Raw genomic sequence first — 21,595 nt, forward strand, 5'->3', positions numbered from 1 at the left:
GCACTTATGTGCCCCCATATTGCTGTAGGAGGAATATAGAATGCTTAAAAAATATAGAAGAGATATAGCTGGATGGTTAATAATGCTTCCTTCAATTATACTTTTTATCTTCTTTCTATGGGAGCCACTTTTGGCAAGTATAGTGATGTCCTTTTATTCAGCAAAGGGCATAAGGCTTGAGAAATTTGTAGGTTTTCAAAATTATATAGAGGTTATTCAACATCCAGATTTTAAAGCTGCTTTTTTAAATACTTTTTCCTACACCTTTTGGTCCTTAGTTATAGGCTTTTTGGTTCCTATAATTCTTGCCATTATTATAAACGAAATTATCCATTTTAAGGGTTTTTTTAGAGTATCGGTTTATTTACCTAATGTAATTCCTGGACTTGCTGTGGCAATAATGTGGCTTTATATATATAAAGCTGGTAAAACAGGACTTTTAAACATAATTTTGGGACAATTAGGAATTCCTCCTCAGGCATGGCTTACCAAATCTCATTTAGTTATTCCCCTTATTGTTCTATTTATGACGTGGCGTTCAGCGGGAGCAACTACCCTTATATACTTAGCAAGGTTACAGGGGATAGATCCAGAGCTTTATGAGGCTGCCACCATTGACGGAGCAGGTATATGGCAAAGATTAAGGTATATTACTCTTCCTCAAATTTATAATTTGGCGAGAACCCTTTTGATACTTCAAGTAATTTTTGTCTTCCAGGTGCTTTATGAACCTTTAGTTCTTACCAATGGGGGTCCTAATAATGCTTCTACTACTTTAATGCTTCTGGTATACAAATATGCCTTTGAGAAATTTGACTATCCTAAGGCTGCGTCCATCTCTGTAATAATCGCACTAATACTTGTTCTCTTAACTGCTGTATATAACAAGCTGGTAAAGGAAAACGAGGGGTAAGATTGGAGGTAGGCAATGAATAGGTTATTCTCCTTAAAAAAGGATTATGGAATATTGAGAAGTTATGATTTTAAGAGGAACGCGATAAGATTTTTATATATTTTGGTGTATTTAGTAAGTTTAATAGCAGTCTTTATAGCAGTATTTCCTATCCTATGGACCATACTTTCAGGTTTTAAGGACTTAAGAGAATTTGTTAATGAGCCTAAAATTTTCCCAAGGACCTATGATATAAATAAATTTATTGAGACTTGGAAGATCTTAAATTTTGGAAGATTTTATTTAAATTCTTTTATAGTTGTGGTTGGAAGCATATTTTTTGCTGTTATTGGCAATGGCTTATTGGGTTATGCTCTCTCTAAGATAAAACCTAAAGGGTATAAACTTATTTATTACCTTCTGCTTTGGAGTTTAATGATTCCTACCACTACAAGTATTGTTCCTCTTTTTATAAACATAGTGAGATTGGGATTGCAAGGAAGTTTTATACCCCTTTGGCTTTCTGCAGGAGCTAATGCCTTCTTTGTAATACTTTATAAAAACTTTTTTGATTCTATACCTCAATCCATAATAGAGGCTGCGAGAATAGATGGTGCTGGAGAGTGGTCCATATTTTTTAAGGTTGTTTTTCCTTTGAGTTATCCCATAAATACGGTTATTACAATCTTCACCATAAATGGTGCTTGGTCAGATTTTCTTTTACCTTATCTTCTTCTTAATAACACAGGAAAAGAAACAGTAATGGTAAGATTATTTCAATTTAGGACCAGTGTTGCTACTGATGTGGATATTATAAGAGCAGTTACTTTTTCAATAATCCCTCCCATATTGCTTTTTGCCTTTTTCCAAAAATATATGATGGAGGGAATGACCCGAGGAGGAATAAAAGGATAAATAGGAGGTGTTCTCTATGAAGTCTTTAAGAATCTTCTTTCTTTTGTTATTGTTTTTGTTTATGGCTTTAAGCATAAAAGTGAATTTTGCCCAAAACATAACAAATCCTAAATTGGTAATCTATGAGGCGCCTAAAACTATGAAACCTGCGAATGATATTAAAGTTAAAGTAGGAGGACATGATGTCTTTGTGTATGATATTCCTGTAAATCCTAACAGAAGATGGATGGGAAGTGAAGAGATTAAGCTTTCTTCAACTCCTATGTGTTATTTTGATTATGAAGGGGGAAAATTAAAAATTGAAATATCCACTGCTAAAGATATAAAAAGTTGTAATGTCTTACCATCTTCATATAATATTAAGCCTACTATTCAGGGAAAAGTTATAAGTTTCTATATAGAAGAACCCGGATTTTACACTGTAATATTTAATAACTCTCCAGATAGAGCTCTGCATATATTTGCAAATCCCCTTGAGGAAAATGTACCTGATAGGAGTGATCCTAATGTTGTTTATATAGGACCTGGAGAGTGGACTATAGAGGATATCCCTCTTCAAAGTGGGCAAACTCTATATATTGCTGGCGGAGCAGTACTTCATACTACTATTCATGGAATATTTTTAAATAATGTGACTATAAGAGGAAGAGGGATTATTGATGGAAGTATATGGAAGAATTGGCTTACTCCAGGAGAAACGGCGAGGGTTCCTATTAACTTGAGGAATAGTAAAGGAATCACTATAGAGGGAATTATTATTACAAATCCAAATGCCTGGGCATTGAATTTGTTTGAATGTGAAAATACTATAGTCAAAAATGTAAAAATAATTACTGCAAGGCAAAATGGCGATGGTATAACTATTCAATCTTCCAAAAATATTAATGTTTCTGATTCTTTTGTAAGAAGTTGGGATGATAGTCTTGTGGTTAAAAATTATTCTGTGGATTCAAAATTTATAAATTTTAATAACATCCAAATATGGACCGATCTTGCCCAGTCTATGGAAATAGGCTATGAGACTAACAAAGGGAAAAAAGAGAATGCTGTGATTTCTGATATTAGCTTTAGGAATATAACAGTTTTATATAACTTTCACAAACCTGTAATAAGTATTCACAATAGTGATGACGCTCTGGTAAAGAATATCTATTATGAGAATATAGTAGTAGAAAATGCTCTTATGGGACAAGGAGATGCGGGAGAAAATAATCAATTGATTGATTTTGCAGTACTTGCGAGCCAATGGTCTTCCACAAAAGAAAGAGGAAATATAAGGGATGTATATGTGGAAAATGTAAGGGTTCTTAGGGGTAATTTTCCTCCTTCAAGGATTATTGGATATGATGAGAAGCATACTGTAGAAAATGTGTCAATTAAAAATCTGGAAATTTTAGGTAAGAAAATTAAAACCCTTGAAGAAGGAAAGTTTAAAATAAATCTTTTTGTAAAAAATGTGAAAATAAGTTTTGTGGGAGAAAGTGAGACTACGGGTAGAAAATATGATCCAAAAGTGTTAAGTTCTCTTTCCAATATAAAGCCTGAATTTGTGAAAGTGATTAAAACCCCAGAACAAACAGAAGCTCAAGTTCCAGAAAACTTTAAGAGGTTTCAGCCTATAGTTCCTGAGAAACCTTCTGGGGTTAATGTGGCTCTTAAGAAGCCTATTACTGCTAATGGATTTCAAGATGTTTATAGGGAAAGGTATGCTAATGATGGAAAGATTAAAAGCTATTGGGAGGGAAAAGCTAATTCCTATCCTAACATAATAACTATTGATCTTGAAAAGATATATAAAATACATACTATACGGATTGCTTTAAATCCAGATAGGATATGGAGTAAAAGAATTCAAAGTTTTGAGATTAAATACAGCTTAGATGGAAATGAATATCTTACTCTTGTTCCTAAATCAGACTATATCTTTGATCCTCTTACAAGTAATATTGTAGATATCAAGTTGAAAGAGCCTACGGAAGTAAGATTTGTGCAGATCATTTTTTATGCGAATACGGGGGCTACAGGAGGACAAATAGGGGAGTTAGAAATTTATTCTGATGAGGTGAATGAATAAAATTTAAGTAAGGAGAGTAAGAAATATGATGGAGAGAACAAAGCCGTGGTCAAAGATAGTTTCATGGGAAAAGAAGGGAAAAAGTTTGTTATTAATAGGTAGTGAAGATCTAAAGATAGAGGTTATTAATGAAAAGATCATAAGATTTCACTTTTCCAAAAATAAAGCTTGGAGGCATAACTACTCCTTTGCCATAGAGAAAGAGCTTCCTAAAATTGATTTTACAGTAGAGGAAAAGGAAGAAAATATAATACTAAGCACAGAAATTCTTAAGGTAGTTATAAATAAAAATATTCCCAATATAAAGATCTATACAAAAGAGGATGAGCTTATTCATTCAGATTATAAAAACTATGGATATGCAAAGTATAAAGATAAAGTATTTTCCTTTAAGAACTTTGAAAAAGAAGAGGCTTTTTTAGGACTTGGAGAAAAGATGGGAGGACTTAATAAAAAAGGGAAAAAATACATCAATTGGAATACTGATGATCCTCATCATTATCCTCATACTGATCCTCTTTATCAATCTCATCCCTTCTTTCTTGCCTGGAATAGTGAGTTTTCTTATGGCATTTTCTTTGATAATACTTTTAGGACTTACTTTAATTTAGGGGAAGAAAGCTCAAAATATTACTATTTTTATGCCGACAATGGAGAACTTGATTACTATTTTATTTATGGTCCTACTCCTAAGGAGGTAATTGAGAATTATACTCTCCTTACGGGAAGATATTACATGCCTCCTCTTTTTGCTCTTGGATATCAGCAGTCAAAATGGGGATATAAGAATAAGGAAATGCTTATGGATATTGCAAGAAAATTTAGAGAGAAAGATATTCCTTGTGATGTGCTTTATATGGATATTGATCACATGGATGGATTTAGGGTTTTTACCTTTGATGAGGAGAGATTTCCAAATATAAAGAATATGATAGAAGATTTGAATAATATGGGCTTTAAAATAGTACCTATTGTGGATCCAGGAGTTAAAAAAGATATTAATTACGAGATTTATAGAGAAGGGGTAGAAAAAGACTTTTTTTGCAGGAGGTCCACTGGAGAAATATATGTAGGATATGTTTGGCCTGGGGAATGTGCTTTTCCTGATTTTACAAAAAAGGAAGTTAGAGATTGGTGGGGGGAAAAGCAAAAGAGACTTACTGAGGCTGGGGTTTCTGGGATATGGAATGATATGAATGAGCCTTCTTCTTTCTCTCATCCTATGGATATTTTCTCAAGGTCTTGGGAGAGGCACAATACTTTTTGGGGAATTTTCTCTGATCATAATGATGAGATTTTTTATGACAAGACCTTTCCTAAGGATGTGGTGCATGGAGAAAAGGGAGAATTTACTCATGATGAAATCCACAATGTTTATGGACTTTTAATGGCAAAAGCAAGTTATGAAGGATGGAGAAGGGAAAATCCTAATGTAAGACCATTAATAATTACAAGGGCAGGTTTTTCAGGTGTGCAGAAATATTCGGCAGTATGGACAGGAGACAATAAAAGTTGGTGGGAGCATCTTTATATAAGTATCCCTATGCTTCAAAATCTGGGAATATCTGGTGTACCTTTTATTGGGGCAGATGTAGGAGGATTTGGTCTTGATTCTTCTCCAGAGCTTTTTGTAAGGTGGATAGAACTTGGTATTTTTTATCCCTTTTTTAGAAATCACTCCGAATTAAATACAAGATCACAAGAACCATGGGCGTTTTCAAAAGAAGTTGAGGAGATCTCAAAAGAGTATATTAAGCTGAGATATAGGCTTATCCCATATTTTTATTCTCTGTTTTGGGAGGCAAAGGAAAAAGGAATTCCCCTTATAAGGTCTTTAATTCTTGAATTTCCTAACGATAAAGAGGCTATTCATAACTATGACGAATTCTTATTGGGACCTTTTATTCTTGTGGCGCCCATTTATCAGGAAGGAGTAAGAGCAAGGGTGGTTTATCTTCCAGAGGGGTTGTGGTATGACTTCTGGGAGGGGAAAGTATATAAAGGACCTGACTATATTTCAATAAAAGCTCCCCTTGATAAAATACCAATCTTTATTAGAGAAGGAAGTATAATTCCTCTTTGGGAACCTCAAAACTATATCGGTGAGAAGAAACAAGAAACTTTAGAAATTCTTATTTATCCTGGCAAGGGTGAATTCACATACTATGAGGATGATGGCATATCATGGGATTATGAAAAAGGAATCTATAACTTGATAAAATTTAAGATAGATGAAAGAAGTTTTGAGATAAAATATATTCACAAAGAATATAACTCAGATAGGAAATGGTTTAAAGTAAGATACCTTGATAAAGAATTCGTAATAGAGGATAAAGATCATATAAAGATAAAGCTTTAAGGTAATTACTCAAGGGGGAAGGAATAGGGTGCCTTCTCCCTGAGTTATTAATTATAGTAGTTATTTATCCTCTTCTCCCTCCTTGACAAATAAATGAACTTATCATATATATAAAAATGGAATATAGGAGGGATGAAAGTGAAAAAGTGCAGGACAAGAATTACAGGACTTTCACCCACGTTCTGGTTAAGGGCATGGATAGTAATCTCTCTTTCTGAGAGAGAGCTTCATGGATATGAACTTATTTCTTCTTTAAGTGAGATTTTTCCAAATCTTCTTTCTCCAGGGATAGGTGGTATGGGAAGAGGATATAGAATTTTGAAGGATCTTGAAGAGGAAGGAATTATTGTGAGTAGATGGGATTTGGAAGGTACGGGTCCTGCCAAGAAAGTGTATAGACTTACTTCGGAAGGTGAGAGATTAAGGGAGGACATTATAAAGCATATTGAAGAGATGCAGGATTATATTAATAAGTTTCTTGAATTAAGTTCAAAGAAATTCTAAAACTCTTCAAGAATTGCAATATAAGGTAGATTTCTATATTTTTCTTTGTAATCAAGGCCATATCCTATGACGTAATAATTTGGTATTTCAAATCCCTTATAATCTACATCTATATCTATTATTCTTCTTCCGGGGCAGTCAAGCAGAGTACAGACTTTTATGGAGGATGGATTTTTGGCTTGAAGGTTTCTTATTAAATAAGATAGAGTTAACCCTGTGTCCACAATATCCTCAATTATTAAAACATCTTTATTATATATATTCACATCAAGATCTTTTATTATCCTGACAATGCCTTGACTCTCCCTTGAAGATCCATAACTTAAGATAGAGATAAAGTCTAATACAAAAGGTACACTTAGATTTCTTGTAAGATCCACTGTAAAATATACTGCTCCTTTTAGAACACAAGCAAGGACTAAATCTTTGTATATATAATCTTTGCTTATTTCTTCTCCTAATTCTTTTATCCTCTTTTCTATTTCTTCTTTTGTAAATAAGATTTTACCAATCTTTTCCATAGCTTTATCTTATTCCCATAACACCAAATTTAGCAAGTAGTTTTTCATATTCTTTTCCATAGAAAAGTTTTATTTTAATATTAGGATATAGCTCTTTTAGTTTTTTAATTTTTTTAAGTTTTTCACTCATAACCCTTGGCTTTTGTAAAGTTAGCTCAATATAAAGATCAAAATCAGGAAGGTAAAAATCGGGAGTAAAAGATTCAACAATATTTCCTTCACTATCCCATTCTAAGGGAAAGGTTCTTGGTTCATATTCCCATCTTATTTGATAGAAAGATAAAATTTTTGCAAATTCTTCTTCGCTTTTGTTGGCAAAATTAGGTTTTGTGGGAAGAGGTATTTGTTCGAGTTGAATTTTTGAAATTTCTTTTTTCTCAATGATCTTTAAGATCATGTCTTCGATTTCTTCAGGGGTAAAAACTGAGCGGTCAATAACTAAATTGTACAGATATGGATTTTTCCAATCTGTACCGAACATTATACTGTAAAAAGCTTCTCTCTCAAAATCTTTTTCTTTTATTATCTCCAGGGCTTTTTCTTCAGGAAGGAGATATTTTTGAGTTAAGTACTTTATTCTAAAATTTAATGGTGCAAAAATATTTAAATGAAAAGCATAATCTTCATCTCTAAATATAAATTGTCCTCCCCTTCCTAATAGGAATAAAATAGAATCTTTTTCTTCAATTATTAGTTTTACTCCTTCTTTTATGTATTTTTTGTAGTCTTCTATGAATTCTTTATCTTTTTTTCCATATATTAATTCTTTTTCTTTTTTAATGAATTCTTCTACATTTATATTTATCTCTTTTAGATAATTCAAAATCTTCTGCTTATCAATAATTTCTCCATTTACTTTACTTGATATCCTTTCTATTATATGGTCAATGTCAATTCCAAAATCTCTTGAGACAGTAATAAGCTTTATCTTACTCATTTTTACATTACTTCATAAAATAGATTGTATACATCCTCTTCTTTTACGGGTCTTATATTGTTTTCCACATTGAATTTAGCTTCCAAAGTTCTTTTTACTAAAAGATCAAGATCTATTTTTTCTCTGACTACCTGAGAAATTTTAGTGGGAAGATTTAATTTTTTAAGTAACTCTTCTACTTTTTCTGGAGGATCTCCTCCTAAGGTGTTTTTTAAGAATTTATATTTTTCATCGGAGATAAAAGGAGCATTGAATCTTAAATAGGCTGGAAGTAAGATTCCATTTGCTATACCATGGGGAATCTTATAGATTCCTCCTAAGGGCCTGGACATAGCATGTACTAAAGTGGTTTTTGTATTGTTTATAGCCACACCTGCCCAAAAAGCTGCGTAAGCCATTCTTTCTTTTGCACTTTCTAATTGGTTTAACACTGCCTCTGGTAAGAAGTTATATATATCTACTATGGCAGACTTTGAAAAATATTCTACTATTGGGGTTGAGTTTCTTGATAAATAGGATTCTATGGCATGTGAAAAAGCATCTATTCCTGTTGATGCTGCTACAAGGGGAGGCATGGTAAAGGTTAATTCTGGGTCAATTATGGTAAGGGTTGGTATTAAAGCGCTTCCCATAATTATGAATTTATCCTTTACTACATCATCGGTTATTACCGCAAATTTTGTGGCTTCACTGCCAGTACCCGAAGTAGTTGGGATAGCAATTATAGGGAGGGCATCTTCTACTTCTTTACCTTTAGCATCTATAGGATTTAACTTAGTCTTTAGACGAAAAGCAATAATTTTTGCCATATCCATTACACTTCCTCCCCCAATGCCCACAATTCCATCAAAATTATTTCCTGTAATTTTGTCACAAATCTGATAAACTACATCTACATTGGGCTCAGAAGGTATGCCAGTTATTACTATTACTTCAAGATCATATTTTTTAACCTCTTCCACAATTTTATCTAAGTGTCCACTTTTTTTAAGTGAAGACTTGCCGGTGAGAAATAAAAATTTGTTTCCAATTTTTTTGAGTTCACTTCCTATAACTGATATGCTCCCCCTGCCATATATAACCTTTTTGGGAATTTCTAAGATATTTGCCATTATAGGCTATTTCCTCCTTTTAATTTCATACAAACAATATTATAATATACTTTAACAAATTCTTAAAGGAGTGCGAAAAATGAAGAGCTTAAGTAAAGTGGTAGAAATACTTGGAATTATAAGCCTTCTTATGAGTTTTGGGCTATTCTTATATGCATTAATTTTCTTTATAAACTATAGATGGTAAAAATGGAAGAGGAAGATATTTTATTAAATCCACCCGACGAGAAAACGGTAATAAATAGAGCTATCTCTGTGGCTGTGTTCTTTTTGAGGGCACAAGCAGAGGCTATTTATTCCTCCTCAAAAGATGAAGAGATCCTGAAAATTGAGAAAAACTTTTTTGATGAAGTTGAAGATTGGATGGAAGATGAAAATATAATAAACATTTTAAGCACAAGAGAAAAATTACTCCTTGGTAAAGAGATTGGGAAATGGGAAGAGATGGAGATTTTTCTTTCTTTAAGCTATTTGGAAGATTTGGGTATACTTCTATGGGCTCTTTCTTTTATTGATAAAATACCTCCTTACGAGGAAGGTTTTAAATTAAATGATGTTATTGATTTAATTCCTGTTTTGAAGAGTAGAGAAGAATTTGAGAATAGGGCAAAATTAAGAAATTATAAGGAACTTATGAAAGAAAGAGAGATTGCAGAACTTTGGTATTTTAGATGGAAATTGGGAAGAATGATGAAGGAAAATTATAAATTAGAAGAAGGGAAGTCCTATGATGAAGCTATTAAAATTTTGACTGAGAAGGCTCTAAGCTTAGGGGCAATAAAAGAAATTTTAGAAAATGATTTTCCTATAAAAGGAAGACCTTTTTCTCACTTGGAAAAAGAAGACTACGTTTATATTTCAAATATAATCATAGAGAGATATTTAACCCTTAATTGGCTTTGTGGTTATTATAAAAGTTGGGACGAAAGAAAGGAGTTTTAATACATCACCTCCAATTTTACTGGTGAGAATAATCCATAAGGATAAAATACATATTGGGAAGTATACTCTTCTTTTTCAACTCTAAAGCTCTGAGCACTTACAAAGGGAATTTTTTGAGCTCTATGGTGTAATGGGCCAAGCATGTTTCTTAAACTACCGTAAAGAATTAATTCTATTTTGTTTTCGCCATTGTTTAAAAAATCAGTTATTTCGAGTTTATAAGATTTCCAGGGTATAAGACCACATTCTTTATTATTTATTACTACTTTTATTAATGTGGCTGAAAAATCGTCTATGGATAAGAATATTTCTTCTTTTTCTTGCTTTTCTACATTTATATTTTGTCTATAGAGCATTCTTCCAGCATAATGTGGATATCCTTGGAGTGTCCAATCTCCTAAGGATAAGCTTTTATCCTCCTCAATAATTTCTCTCTTAGGATTTACAGCAAAATCACCTAATAAGTAAAAGTCTTCAAGCTCGGTGCTGTTTTTGTATGTGAGAATAATGTGTATAACATTTTCTCCTTCTTTTATATTTTTAAGTGGTATTTTTCGGAAATTTTCATCTAAATACCACCCTCTATCAATTTTATCTATTTCAATTTCATTTACAAAGATTTTTTCTATCTCATCAAAGTTTTCGGTAAGAAGAAGTATTTCTTTTTTAGGAACTTTCTTAACTTGGAATTTTAATTTTAACTCTATCTTTGTGTTGTCCTTTGAATGAGGAGTATTTACCCATTTCCATCTTTGGATTCCATGATTGTGATCAATATTTATCATGCCCAAGTACTTTCTTATCTCTCTTTGGGCTATCCATATAGGAACTTCTCTTGACCAATTTTCTTCTATCTTATATTGACAAGTATCCAAGGTAAGAACATTGGGATCTAACCTCTCTATTTCAAATACAGGTTCCATATAAAGGACTTTTTGAATTCTTTTAGGTTTTTCAAATTTTCCTATTTCTCCCGGATACATTACATAAAGCTTGGAATCTGCAGGTGCAAATTTTACTCTTAGGTGTTGGTATCCTTCAGTAGGCATAGAGAATACATTTTTTATTTCTCCTGTGAAAAGATCCCATTCTTCAATTCTTCCCTCCCCGTGAAGATAAAGATCTATTTCATATCCTCTCTCTCTATCATTGTTTACAATGAAAAATATCTTTTTGCCATTGAAAACTCTCTCCATATACAAAAACTGCTCTGCTTCCTGACCTACCACATCTCTTATAGAAATCCTTCTTAGTAGAATATTTTCTATATTTTCTGTGAGGGCTTTTCTTCCTTTTAAGATTACAGTATTTTTGTGGTTTAGTAATCTTTCCAAATCTTTACTTTCTTCTCCTTCTATATATTCAGGCAGTGGCTCTAACAAAATTACCTTCCCGCCACTTTCTAAAAATTCTAAAAGAAGAAAAAGGGTTGATTTTCTTAAGGTTAGCATTTGAGGCAAAATAACCAATTTGTATCTTGCTTCTCCAATTACAAATTCCTTTTTTTCTTTATCCACTTTCCCATATTTTTCTATAATCGTTTCATCTCCTAAATCAAAATCATAATGTATTCCTAAAAGAGCTGAGATAATATTTTGGAACTCCTCTCCTCTTTCTTGAGGAATGCTTTTATCTCTTCCATTAAATTCACACCAACTACTTTCAATAGGATGAATAAGAAGTATTTCTCTTATAGGTTTTCCTAAGGTTAGTATATAAGAGAGTCTTGCAAAATAGTCCTCTATAAGATTCTGGTATTCCCAAGATGGATTGTGGTTAAAGGATGGAGGGTAATCTCTTTTTCTGCAACCTCTTAATGAATATAAAAATAGATGTTGGCATCTTAAATTTACTCCAAGGGCATATTGCCAATCTCCTACATGTTTTTGCCCTTCAAAGGTAAATTCCCAACCTGTACACCCGTAGGTTTCCGATATTACTCTGTTTTTCCCTAATTGATTTGCTACACTTGATGCCTGTTTTACTGTTAAGAATTCATACTTTACCTCGGTTAATATATCAATTCCTGGAATATCTAAATATTCATAGTGAGGCATTATGGAGCCTGAGCAGAGTATAGCATGGGGAAAGATGTTTTCTTCTAAGAGGTGTCCTGTAAAAAGGATATTATGCTCTTTACACCAATTGGAAATTTGCTTCGTATAGCTTTCTACAAAAAGCTCTGATATGGTTCTCCAAAAGTCATATCTTGCTTTTATTGATTTTTCCCCGTTAAGAAATACATAAGGTGCTATTTCAAAAAAGTCATAGCCTCTTCTTTCCTTAAAAAATTGTGGAAATATGTCAGTATATGGTAAAACGTATTCAACATCAAATTCACCGCCCCAGAGATAAGGATAAATGTTGGGTTCATCAGTAAATATGCCTTTTACAGTTCTTCCAAATTCTTCCTTTAATCTCTTATAATATACCTCATGGGTGGATTTTATGAAAGCATTTACACTTTTAGGGTTTAAATTGTCTGGTGGGGAATCTCCATTATACCACTCAGTTTTAGGAGCAATAAGTCTATATAAGGCAATTAAGACTTCTTTTTCTAAAAGTTCTACTTTATTTTCTATTCTTTGGAGATATTTTATTTTTTCTCCATCTATTTGGGATTTATATATGGCAAGTTCATCTCCTTTTAACTCATGTGGACCTTTCAAAATCTTCATTGCTAAAACTTTTGCTCTTCCTTCGTCTCCTATTATTTTTGCTACCTTTCCTCCTGCAAAACCTGAGGGCCAACGATCTTCATCATATAGCCAGGGATCAATATCTATTTCCTTTGATGCTTTTACCACATCCTCTACACATTTTAACCATTCCTCCCCCATATATTCGGTTTCAAGTCCCACTCTTGAATGCATGAAGAATCCACCAATTCCCTTTTCTTTAAAATCTTTTGCTTGAGAGATAAGCTTAGAGGAGATTAATTTATCATTCCAAGACCAGAATGGTATAGCACGATACTCTTTTCCAGGATTTTTGAAACATTTTTTTACCTCTTCCATATTATCCCCCTTTTATAGTTTTAATTATACTTTCTGCAATCTTTTGGGAAGCTCCTTTTTCTCCCATTCTTCTTTTTCCATTTTCATGCACCTCTTTAAGAATTTTCTCATTTTTATATATTTTTTTAAAGACATTGGGAAGGGTTTTAGGATTTTCTGCAATAAAAAGGGAAGGTCCTAAAAGTCTTTTTTGGGCATAAGCAAATTTTTTAGTATACTGAGGACCTTTTCCAGGTATGACAATGACGGGTTTTCCTAACCCTACAAATTGTTCTGTAGCAGTTCCTGCCATACAAATTCCTATTTGGGCTTGATGTATGCAGTCGTTAAATAAATTTGTAAGGAGAAGAAAATGATTTTTATAGTTATATAGCATATAATCTTCGGAGGAATCTATATGAGTGAAATTTTTCTCATCAAGGATTTTGCTAACCTCTGACATATTTATGCTTTTTGCTAAAGCGGTAAGAAAGAGAAATCTTTCTTTAATATCTGAGTGAACAAGAGAAAAAATTCCATTAAGGATTATATTAAAGTTATTGTAGGCTTCTGGAATTCTTGAACCTGGAAGAAGAAGGACTTTAAGGTAATTCTCAAATTTATCAAGATTTAATCTACCTGTAGGCTCTAACCCATCCATCATGGGATTTCCTAAATATTCAGCGTTTATGTGGGATAACTTTAGTATATCGTAGGACAATTTATCACGAGGAAATACTTTTAAAAGTCTATTATTTTTCATGAAATAATACTCCAAGAGGTAGGCTTTTTTTGCTATCTTTATTGCTTCTTTTTTCTCTATGTTTTCGTAGTTATTATTTATTACATAGTAGACAGATTTTTGAATACTTATAAAAAAGAAAGGTTTTTTAGAAAAAACTGCCAAAGCGAGAGGGACAATATCTCCAACCGCTATAATTATTCCATCCTCTTTTAACCATTCTTTCAAGCTTTTTAATTGCTTATAATGAAGTTTTATTAATCCCTCTCTTACATCTTTAACGAGGGTTCTTATGCTACTTAAAAAACCTCCCGATGGGGTGAATTTATGGGGACCTATTATGGGGATTTGGCTGTTTATGTATAAATTCCCCTCCCCAACTATAGGGAGCCCTTCTATGCTTATAGAAGGTTCCATATTTAGAATTTCTTTAGCTACATTAACTGCTACATAGTCTTCTCCATATCCATTACTTATAAATAATATCCTTTTCATATTTCCCCAATCTAAAGCATAAGTTTTTAAAATTCTAACATTTTATTGAATATTCTTGTCAAATGAAGCTATTTTGCATTAAGAAAACGTTTACAGAAATTTTTGTCTTTGATAAAATAATGTTAAAAGCTTAATAAGAGGTGATGAATAAAAGATGATTACCATAAAGGATGTGGCGAGAGAAGCAGGAGTAAGTATAGCTACTGTTTCAAGGGTTCTAAATAATTCTCCCAAGGTGAGAGAAGAGACTAAAAAGAGGGTACTTGAAGCTATAAATAGACTTGGATATTCTCCCAGTGTTGTGGCAAGAAGTCTTGCTACTAAGACTTTAAAGACCAATGTAATTTCTATATTTGTTCCCTTTTTTACTCGGGACTTTTTTGTTGAAGTGTTAAGAGGAATAAATAATGTAATATCTAAAAGTGATTATTCCATTCATCTTTATAATGTGGAGAAATTAGAGGATAAAGAAAAAATCTTCACAAGAGAAGTTTTTAATAGATGTGATGGAATGATTTTAGTTTCCTTTGATATTAAAAAGAAAGAGGCAGATTTTTTAAAAGAAATGGGAAAACCTGTAGTATTGGTAGATAGTTTTCATCCTGATTTTCCCAGTGTATATGTAGACAACAAAAAGGGTGCTTATATGGCGGTAAAATATCTTATAACTACTGGTAGAAAGAATATAGCTTTTGTAAGCGGAGCTATTCATGATCCTCTTGGTTTTATGGCAAGCTATAAAAGATATGAAGGATTATTACAAGCTTTAAAAGAGGCAAATTTGAATTTTAATCCTCGTCTTCACATACAGACAGGTTTTTCTTGGGAAAAAGGTTATAGGGCAGGAAAGACCCTTCTTAGTAGAGGTATTCCTTTTGATGCAGTATTTTGCACTTCAGATATTCAAGCTATGGGGGTTATGAGTGCAATAGTTGAAAGCGGTTTAAGGATACCTGAGGATGTTGCTATTATAGGTTTTGATGATATATCTGATGCTAGGTATTTGGGGCTTTCCACGGTAAGACAGCCCATGACCGAAATGGGAGAGGTGGGTGCTAAAATTCTACTTGATCTTCTCTTAGGCATAGACTCCTCCTTTACTCATATAGAACTCCCTTTAGAATTAGTCATAAGGTTAACCTCTTGACAAATTATTTTTAACTGAAATATAATTCCAATGTAAAAGCGCTTACACAAAGGGAGGTGAAATAGGAAAGGATAGGATTTTTGTTTTATAGTTTTTGGGTTTCTTTTATTCTAAATTTTTAGGGGGAGGAGATTTTAGATGAAAAAGATTTCAATTTTATTGTTATTTATCCTTTTGCTTTCTCTATTAGGTTCTTCTGTAACATTTTCACAGGTTCTTCCCAAATTACCAAGACACGAAACCTTAATTGTAGACGCTTTACATGGAAGACTTGCAAATCCTAAGGATTTTAATTTTTGGAAGCCTGGAGTTTCTGTGGGGAATGGAACTCAGCAGATGCTTCTTGATGGATTGTGGTATTTGGATCCACAAACGGGAAAGACAATAAATGCTCTTGCCTCATCAGCTCCAATTTATGAAAACAACTTCAAAAAGATGACAGTGAAACTTAGATCAGGTATATACTGGAGTGATGGTAAACCTTTTACTGCTGATGATGTAGTGTTTACAGTAACATATTTGATGGCACATCCCGGAATGTCCTATAGTGATGCCTTTAATAGATATGTCTCGAAAGTATATAAGAAAGATAATTATACAGTGGTTTTTGAATTAAAAGAATCGGTACCTGCATTCCATTATTTGTTTACATCTATTGTTTATGCTACTTGTTATATTATGCCTAAGCATGTATTTGAAAAGGTTCAAGATCCTTTGAAGTTTGAGTTTAATCCTCCAGTTTCTCTTGGACCCTATTTATTAAAACAATATGATCCTCAAGGATATTGGTGGCTTTTTGAAAGGAGAGCTGATTGGAAGAGGACCAGTGTAGGTCAGCTTTATGGAATGCCAAAACCAAGATATGTGTTGTTCATCTATTATGGACCCGACGAGAAGAAAGTTATGTCCCAGGCACAGCATCAGTTAGACTTGATTTTTGATCTAACTCCTGAAGCCTGGGAGATTTTGAGAAAGAGTAACCCCTATTCAAGGGTTTGGTATAAGGACTTCCCATGGGCATGGATGGATGATGTTAGAGCAAGAATTATGGCTATGAACTTAGAAAAGGCACCATATAATAATAAAGATGTAAGATGGGCATTAACTCTCGCTACCGATATAGTGGATGTAGTAACTTCTGGATTTGACGGTATTGCAAGGGTTAATCCTTTGTGGATCTGTGCCACAGAGTCTTTGTTGAAAGAGTATTACTTGCCTTTAGAAGATTGGTTGAAGAATTTTGCTCTTGAGGATGGATTTAAACCATGGGATCCTACAGTTCCAGATAGAATTGTAGATTATGCTAAAAAGAGAGGATATACTTTTTCGGGTAATCCGAGGGAGATATTTGGAATTGGTTGGTGGAAGTATGCTCCTGATGAAGCTGAGAAGCTCCTTACTAAGAATGGATTTAAGAAAGTTGGAGGTAAGTGGTATCTACCTGATGGGACACCTTGGAAGATTACTATAACTGCACCAGCTAATTTTGAGATTCATGCTACAAGGCTTGCTTTTGCTGTAGCAGATCAATGGAGAAAGTTTGGAATAGATGTGAATGTAGAAACAGTAGAAGCTGGTCCTTTCTGGAATAAATGGAATCTTGGAGATTTTGAAGTTGGATCTTATTGGGAAGTACCAGCGACTGATTTCTATAACTTTGTACAAGGTTATCACTCCAGATTCCTTAAACCAACAGGACAGGTTGCTACCGCAGGGAATCAAATTAGATGGAAGAATCCAAAACTTGATGCGTTATTGGATCAGTTAGTTAACCTACAACCAGAGTCTCCTAAGGCAAAATCTATAGTTATGGATATATTGAAGCTTTATGTTGAAGAAATGCCTGCACCTGTGTTCATAATTAACCTTAAGTTTAATGCTCAAGATCATTATTATTGGACCAACTTCCCAACTTCGGATAATTCCTATATGGCACCTGTTTGGTGGTGGGGACAATTTAAGTTCATATTACCATTCCTACAGCCAACGGGAAGAAGATAATTTCTGAAAGTTTTTAGGGGGCATCCATTATGGATGCCCCCTTAGTTTTGAAAAGGAGGGAATTATTAGTAGATGAATTTTTTAAAAAGATATATTATACCGAGGTTGATTCAATACTTTATTGTTATTTTCATTGGAATTACTGTAGTATTCCTAGTTCCAAGATTGACGCCCCTTGATCCTGTAGTAACAGTCTTAAATAGAATGACTGCTTATGGAGCTCAATATCTTGACCCTTCAGCTATAGAGAAACTTAAAGAAACGATGATGGAACTTTATGGATTAAAAGGTAATGTCTTAGAACAGTATTTAAAATTTTGGGGGAGACTTTTTAAAGGAGATTTTGGACCTTCCCTTTCTATCTTTCCAACTCCTGTAATATCAATTATTATGAATTCTTTGCCATGGACTGCAGGCCTTCTTATTACTGTAGCTTTGCTTTCTTGGATTATAGGAAACATCCTTGGTGGGCTTGCGGGATATTATGGTGATAGAAATTGGGCAAAGATTCTTGGGCTTTTAGCCATGACCATATATCCAATTCCATATTATATTATGGCTTTAGTACTTCTTATTCTTTTTGCCTATGTATTTCCACTGTTTCCTATGACAGGTGGATATAGTGTTGGTTTGACTCCTTCTTTTTCTTTGGAATTTATATTAAATGTGCTGAAACATGCCTTTTTACCAGCTCTTTCTCTTATTCTTATAGGTATCGGTTGGTGGTTTTTAAGTATGAGGTCTTTGACTTCTACTATTGTTTCCGACGATTATGTGGTTTATGCTCAGATTATGGGAATTCCATCCCGAAGAATACTTTTTCAGTATGTAATGAGAAATGCCCTTTTACCTCAAATAACTAATCTTGCTCTTCAGATTGGAGGTATATTTAGTGGCTCACTGATAACGGAGACTGTTTTTTCTTATCCGGGGCTTGGTCAAATGTTATATATGGCTATCAATAATGGAGATTATAACTTAATTATGGGAATTGCAGTGTTTTCTATTGTAGGAATTGCTACAGCAGCTTTATTGATAGATTTATTATATCCTTTATTTGATCCTCGGGTCAGGTATAGATGAGGAGGTAAAAGTAATGTTCTTAGTTATAAAAGATCTTTATAAAAGTGATAAAAAATTTGCCTTTGGATTTACTGTTCTGATGATATTAATTTTCTTAGCTTTAATTTCTTTTTTGTCTCCCTATGATCCAAAACTTTGGAATGTGGCTCCCAAGAATCTTCCTCCTTCTTTTAAGTATATATTAGGTACAAATTCTATGGGACAGGATATATTTTGGAATTTGACCCATGCTATTAAAAACTCTCTTTTCTTAGGTTCTCTTACTGCTGTTATTTCCATATTTGTTGGTACTTTGGTTGGACTTGTTGCTGGATATTTAGGGGGAAGAACAGATAGAATTTTAATGTCTATTAATGATAGTTTTATTGTAATTCCAAGCTTGCCTATACTAATTCTCATCTCTTCTATAATCAAGCAGCATATAAGTATAGTTTTAATTGCTGTGATTTTATCTTTGTTCTCTTGGCCCTGGGGAGGAAGGCAAGTGAGGTCCATAGTCTTAGGTCTTAGGGAGAGAGAATTTACCTATACTGCTAATTTTTCTGGTATGGATACCTTAAAGATTGTACTTACTGAACATTTGCCTTTTGTTATACCATGGGTAATGGCTAACTTTATAAATACAATTTTATGGGCTATAGGAATGGAAACTACCCTTGCCATATATGGACTTTCCAGTTTAGAAACTCCCACCATAGGAACCACTATATATTGGGCTCTTCAATATCAAGCCCTTTTGAGGGGTATATGGTGGTGGATTTTTACTCCTGTTCTTATAGCTATTCTACTCTTTATAGCTTTATACCTTCTTTCAGTGAGTATAAGTAATTACTTAGATCCAAGAACTAGGCTTCAAAGAATGAGGATGAAAGAAGGAGGCTTAGAAGCTTAAATGGAGGTTTTAAGGATAGAGAATCTAAGGGCTTATTATGTAACTTCTTTGTATGGAGTTGAAAGAAGGGTAAGGGCAGTGGATAATGTAAATCTTGAGGTTTTAGAGAACGAGATTCTTGGTATTGCTGGAGAATCGGGTTGTGGTAAAAGTACTCTCCTTAAGACTATGATTGGTCTTATAAAACCACCTCTTACAGTTCTTGATGGCAAAATCTTATACAAGTTTAATGGAGAAGAGATAGATATAATTTCTAAAAAAGATGAAATAACTAGCTTAAAGTGGAAAGTGTTCTCTTATGTACCTCAAGGATCCATGAGTGTGCTTAATCCAACCCGAAAGATTATAAAAACCTTTGAGGATTTATTAAAAGTACATCTTAAAATTGAGGATAAAGGGGAGATAAGGAAAATTTCTGAAGAACATTTAAAGGCCTTAGGGCTCCCTTCGGAAGTTTTAAATTCATATCCTCACCAACTTTCAGGAGGCATGAGACAAAGGGTTACAATTGCTTTAAGTACTATTTTGAAACCGAAAGTAATTATTGCTGATGAGGCAACTACAGCTCTTGACGTGGTAGTTCAAAGAGGGGTTATTCAGCTTTTAAAGAAGATTCAATCTGAATTTAAAAACAGTATTGTGATAGTTACTCATGATATGGGGGTTCATGCTAATATTGCTGATCGAATCGTTATTATGTATGCGGGAAAAATTTTAGAGATAGGATCAGCACGGGACATTTTTAAGAATCCCCTTCATCCTTATACTAAATATCTTATTGAATCTCTCCCTAAAATTGGAGATAAGAGTTTAAGAAAAAGTGTTCCTGGAGCTCCCCCTTCTTTATTGAACCCTCCTAAGGGTTGTAGATTTCATCCAAGATGCAACATGGCTATGGAGATATGTAAGAAAGAGGTTCCTGCTCTTGTAGATGTGAAAAATGGACATAAAGTAGCTTGTTTTTTACACAGTAAGGAGGCTGAAATTCATGAATGAACAAGAATACTTACTTTATGTGAAAGATTTAACGAAGGTATTTATCATAGGAGGTAGATTCTTAGGAGTGAAACTTGTGGCTGTCAATAAGGAGAGTTTTAGTATTTTAAAAGACAGACCAGAAATTTTTACTATTGCGGGGGAAACAGGTTCGGGTAAGACTACTCTTGCACGTATGATATTAGGGCTTCTTGAGCCCACATCAGGGGAAATCCTGTATAAGGGAGTAAATATAGCTAAGTTAAACTCAAAAAAAGAAAGAAAGGCTTTTATGAAGGAAGTTCAACCCATATTTCAAAATCCCTTTGAGGCTTTTAATCCTCTAAAAAGGGTAGATTCTTATCTTTACGAAACTGCAGTAAATTTTGGAGTAGCAAATAACAAAAACGATGCTTCAGAAATAGTTAATAGGATACTTGAAGTTGTAGGGCTAAGTTTGAAAGAGATAGAAAAAAGATATCCTCATGAACTTTCTGGAGGACAGCTTCAAAGGGTTTCCATAGCAAGAGCCTTAATAACTACTCCCTCTCTGCTTGTAGCAGATGAACCTGTATCTATGGTAGATGCTTCTTTAAGAATGTCTATAGTGAATCTTTTTAAAGAATTAAAAGAAAACTTAGGAATTTCTGTTATATATATAACCCATGATTTAGCTACCGCATATTATATAAGCGATAGGATTGCCATAATGTATAGAGGAAATATAGTAGAAATGGGACCAGTAGAGAAGGTTATGTTGAATCCTCTTCACCCTTATACAAAACTGCTTATTGCATCAGTGCCTGAGGCGGACATTGATAAAAAGTGGACAGGAGAGATTAAACTTTCTACCCAAGAAGTAAAGGAATTTACAAAATTGGGTTGTAAATTCTCGGAAAGATGCGATGAAAGAGAAGATATTTGTATCAATGAGGAACCTAAAAAAGTCTTTGTGGATGATAGGTGGGTTATGTGTCATAAATTTGTAAAAAACTAATCTTAAATAGG

At 33.4% G+C, this 21,595-nt stretch carries 17 protein-coding genes; 12 read left to right on the forward strand and 5 right to left on the reverse strand.

Translation table 11 applies throughout. From position 1 onward, the window contains the following. Positions 1-40 precede the first annotated feature (40 nt). The 5 genes from ACP5QL_RS04495 (at position 41) to ACP5QL_RS04515 (ending at position 6,744) form a co-directional block, all read left to right on the forward strand. Complete coding sequence (locus ACP5QL_RS04495) at positions 41-913, forward strand: carbohydrate ABC transporter permease (RefSeq protein ID WP_012582590.1); 873 nt, start codon at positions 41-43, stop codon at positions 911-913. A gap of 15 nt (positions 914-928) precedes the next feature. Continuing rightward, positions 929-1,807 (forward strand): carbohydrate ABC transporter permease, encoded by an 879-nt coding sequence (locus ACP5QL_RS04500; RefSeq protein WP_012582589.1) that lies wholly within the window; start codon positions 929-931, stop codon positions 1,805-1,807. A 16-nt stretch (positions 1,808-1,823) separates the two neighbouring features. Beyond that, entirely contained in the window at positions 1,824-3,881 is a 2,058-nt protein-coding gene (locus tag ACP5QL_RS04505; protein ID WP_428125678.1) for a discoidin domain-containing protein, read from the forward strand. Positions 3,882-3,906: 25 nt separating this feature from the next. Beyond that, positions 3,907-6,240, forward strand: coding sequence for a glycoside hydrolase family 31 protein (locus tag ACP5QL_RS04510; protein WP_273333606.1), 2,334 nt, complete (start codon positions 3,907-3,909; stop codon positions 6,238-6,240). Between the two features lie 132 nt (positions 6,241-6,372). Then, complete coding sequence (locus ACP5QL_RS04515) at positions 6,373-6,744, forward strand: PadR family transcriptional regulator (RefSeq protein WP_164930939.1); 372 nt, start codon at positions 6,373-6,375, stop codon at positions 6,742-6,744. Here the strand turns inward: ACP5QL_RS04515 and hpt are convergent. The 3 genes from hpt to ACP5QL_RS04530 are packed head-to-tail and all read right to left on the reverse strand — an operon-like array spanning position 6,741 to position 9,314. Then, the gene (gene hpt / locus ACP5QL_RS04520) at positions 6,741-7,265 is read right to left on the reverse strand and encodes a hypoxanthine phosphoribosyltransferase (RefSeq protein ID WP_012582585.1); all 525 of its coding nucleotides are present in this window, start codon (positions 7,263-7,265) and stop codon (positions 6,741-6,743) included. The genes ACP5QL_RS04515 and hpt overlap by 4 nt on opposite strands. 4 nt (positions 7,266-7,269) lie before the next feature. After that, positions 7,270-8,202: a cytidylate kinase family protein gene (locus ACP5QL_RS04525; protein ID WP_012582584.1), complete on the reverse strand. Its 933-nt coding sequence runs from the start codon at positions 8,200-8,202 to the stop codon at positions 7,270-7,272. Between the two features lie 2 nt (positions 8,203-8,204). Further along, positions 8,205-9,314: an iron-containing alcohol dehydrogenase gene (locus tag ACP5QL_RS04530; protein WP_012582583.1), complete on the reverse strand. Its 1,110-nt coding sequence runs from the start codon at positions 9,312-9,314 to the stop codon at positions 8,205-8,207. A 189-nt stretch (positions 9,315-9,503) separates the two neighbouring features. Here ACP5QL_RS04530 and ACP5QL_RS04535 point away from each other — a divergent pair, with 189 nt between their 5' ends. Further along, entirely contained in the window at positions 9,504-10,256 is a 753-nt protein-coding gene (locus tag ACP5QL_RS04535; protein ID WP_272996081.1) for a DUF4272 domain-containing protein, read from the forward strand. On the opposite strand, the gene ACP5QL_RS04540 is transcribed toward ACP5QL_RS04535, so the two are convergent. Both ACP5QL_RS04540 and ACP5QL_RS04545 read right to left on the reverse strand, forming a co-directional pair. Then, positions 10,253-13,273 (reverse strand): glycosyl hydrolase, encoded by a 3,021-nt coding sequence (locus tag ACP5QL_RS04540; protein ID WP_012582581.1) that lies wholly within the window; start codon positions 13,271-13,273, stop codon positions 10,253-10,255. The genes ACP5QL_RS04535 and ACP5QL_RS04540 overlap by 4 nt on opposite strands. A 1-nt stretch (position 13,274) precedes the next feature. Next, positions 13,275-14,489, reverse strand: a complete 1,215-nt coding sequence (locus ACP5QL_RS04545; RefSeq protein ID WP_012582580.1) for a lipid-A-disaccharide synthase-related protein — start codon at positions 14,487-14,489, stop codon at positions 13,275-13,277. 154 nt (positions 14,490-14,643) lie between these two features. Between ACP5QL_RS04545 and ACP5QL_RS04550 the strand changes: the two genes are divergently transcribed. The 6 genes from ACP5QL_RS04550 (at position 14,644) to ACP5QL_RS04575 (ending at position 21,584) form a co-directional block, all read left to right on the forward strand. Beyond that, the gene (locus ACP5QL_RS04550) at positions 14,644-15,636 is read left to right on the forward strand and encodes a LacI family DNA-binding transcriptional regulator (RefSeq protein ID WP_428125689.1); all 993 of its coding nucleotides are present in this window, start codon (positions 14,644-14,646) and stop codon (positions 15,634-15,636) included. 138 nt (positions 15,637-15,774) lie between these two features. Continuing rightward, positions 15,775-17,637 carry an ABC transporter substrate-binding protein gene (locus ACP5QL_RS04555; RefSeq protein WP_012582578.1) on the forward strand — a complete coding sequence of 621 codons (1,863 nt, stop codon included), beginning with the start codon at positions 15,775-15,777 and terminating at the stop codon, positions 17,635-17,637. Between the two features lie 72 nt (positions 17,638-17,709). Further along, complete coding sequence (locus tag ACP5QL_RS04560; protein WP_012582577.1) at positions 17,710-18,720, forward strand: ABC transporter permease; 1,011 nt, start codon at positions 17,710-17,712, stop codon at positions 18,718-18,720. Between the two features lie 13 nt (positions 18,721-18,733). Next, complete coding sequence (locus ACP5QL_RS04565) at positions 18,734-19,612, forward strand: ABC transporter permease (protein WP_012582576.1); 879 nt, start codon at positions 18,734-18,736, stop codon at positions 19,610-19,612. Further along, complete coding sequence (locus ACP5QL_RS04570; RefSeq protein ID WP_012582575.1) at positions 19,613-20,608, forward strand: ABC transporter ATP-binding protein; 996 nt, start codon at positions 19,613-19,615, stop codon at positions 20,606-20,608. Continuing rightward, a complete protein-coding gene (locus ACP5QL_RS04575) occupies positions 20,601-21,584 on the forward strand; it encodes an ABC transporter ATP-binding protein (protein ID WP_012582574.1) in 984 nt (327 codons plus the stop codon). The genes ACP5QL_RS04570 and ACP5QL_RS04575 overlap by 8 nt, the downstream gene beginning before the upstream one ends. The last annotated feature ends 11 nt before the right edge of the window (positions 21,585-21,595 follow it).

Source organism: Dictyoglomus sp. (genome assembly GCF_049968615.1).
Taxonomy (GTDB): domain Bacteria; phylum Dictyoglomota; class Dictyoglomia; order Dictyoglomales; family Dictyoglomaceae; genus Dictyoglomus; species Dictyoglomus turgidum.

Bases quoted from the DNA above. Each gene is read 5' to 3' on its own strand.
- ACP5QL_RS04495 (WP_012582590.1), top strand. From the start codon at position 41: ATGCTTAAAAAATATAGAAGAGATATAGCTGGATGGTTAATAATGCTT.
- ACP5QL_RS04500 (WP_012582589.1), top strand. From the start codon at position 929: ATGAATAGGTTATTCTCCTTAAAAAAGGATTATGGAATATTGAGAAGT.
- ACP5QL_RS04505 (WP_428125678.1), top strand. From the start codon at position 1,824: ATGAAGTCTTTAAGAATCTTCTTTCTTTTGTTATTGTTTTTGTTTATG.
- ACP5QL_RS04510 (WP_273333606.1), top strand. From the start codon at position 3,907: ATGATGGAGAGAACAAAGCCGTGGTCAAAGATAGTTTCATGGGAAAAG.
- ACP5QL_RS04515 (WP_164930939.1), top strand. From the start codon at position 6,373: ATGAAAGTGAAAAAGTGCAGGACAAGAATTACAGGACTTTCACCCACG.
- hpt (WP_012582585.1), bottom strand. From the start codon at position 7,265: ATGGAAAAGATTGGTAAAATCTTATTTACAAAAGAAGAAATAGAAAAG.
- ACP5QL_RS04525 (WP_012582584.1), bottom strand. From the start codon at position 8,202: ATGAGTAAGATAAAGCTTATTACTGTCTCAAGAGATTTTGGAATTGAC.
- ACP5QL_RS04530 (WP_012582583.1), bottom strand. From the start codon at position 9,314: ATGGCAAATATCTTAGAAATTCCCAAAAAGGTTATATATGGCAGGGGG.
- ACP5QL_RS04535 (WP_272996081.1), top strand. From the start codon at position 9,504: ATGGAAGAGGAAGATATTTTATTAAATCCACCCGACGAGAAAACGGTA.
- ACP5QL_RS04540 (WP_012582581.1), bottom strand. From the start codon at position 13,273: ATGGAAGAGGTAAAAAAATGTTTCAAAAATCCTGGAAAAGAGTATCGT.
- ACP5QL_RS04545 (WP_012582580.1), bottom strand. From the start codon at position 14,489: ATGAAAAGGATATTATTTATAAGTAATGGATATGGAGAAGACTATGTA.
- ACP5QL_RS04550 (WP_428125689.1), top strand. From the start codon at position 14,644: ATGATTACCATAAAGGATGTGGCGAGAGAAGCAGGAGTAAGTATAGCT.
- ACP5QL_RS04555 (WP_012582578.1), top strand. From the start codon at position 15,775: ATGAAAAAGATTTCAATTTTATTGTTATTTATCCTTTTGCTTTCTCTA.
- ACP5QL_RS04560 (WP_012582577.1), top strand. From the start codon at position 17,710: ATGAATTTTTTAAAAAGATATATTATACCGAGGTTGATTCAATACTTT.
- ACP5QL_RS04565 (WP_012582576.1), top strand. From the start codon at position 18,734: ATGTTCTTAGTTATAAAAGATCTTTATAAAAGTGATAAAAAATTTGCC.
- ACP5QL_RS04570 (WP_012582575.1), top strand. From the start codon at position 19,613: ATGGAGGTTTTAAGGATAGAGAATCTAAGGGCTTATTATGTAACTTCT.
- ACP5QL_RS04575 (WP_012582574.1), top strand. From the start codon at position 20,601: ATGAATGAACAAGAATACTTACTTTATGTGAAAGATTTAACGAAGGTA.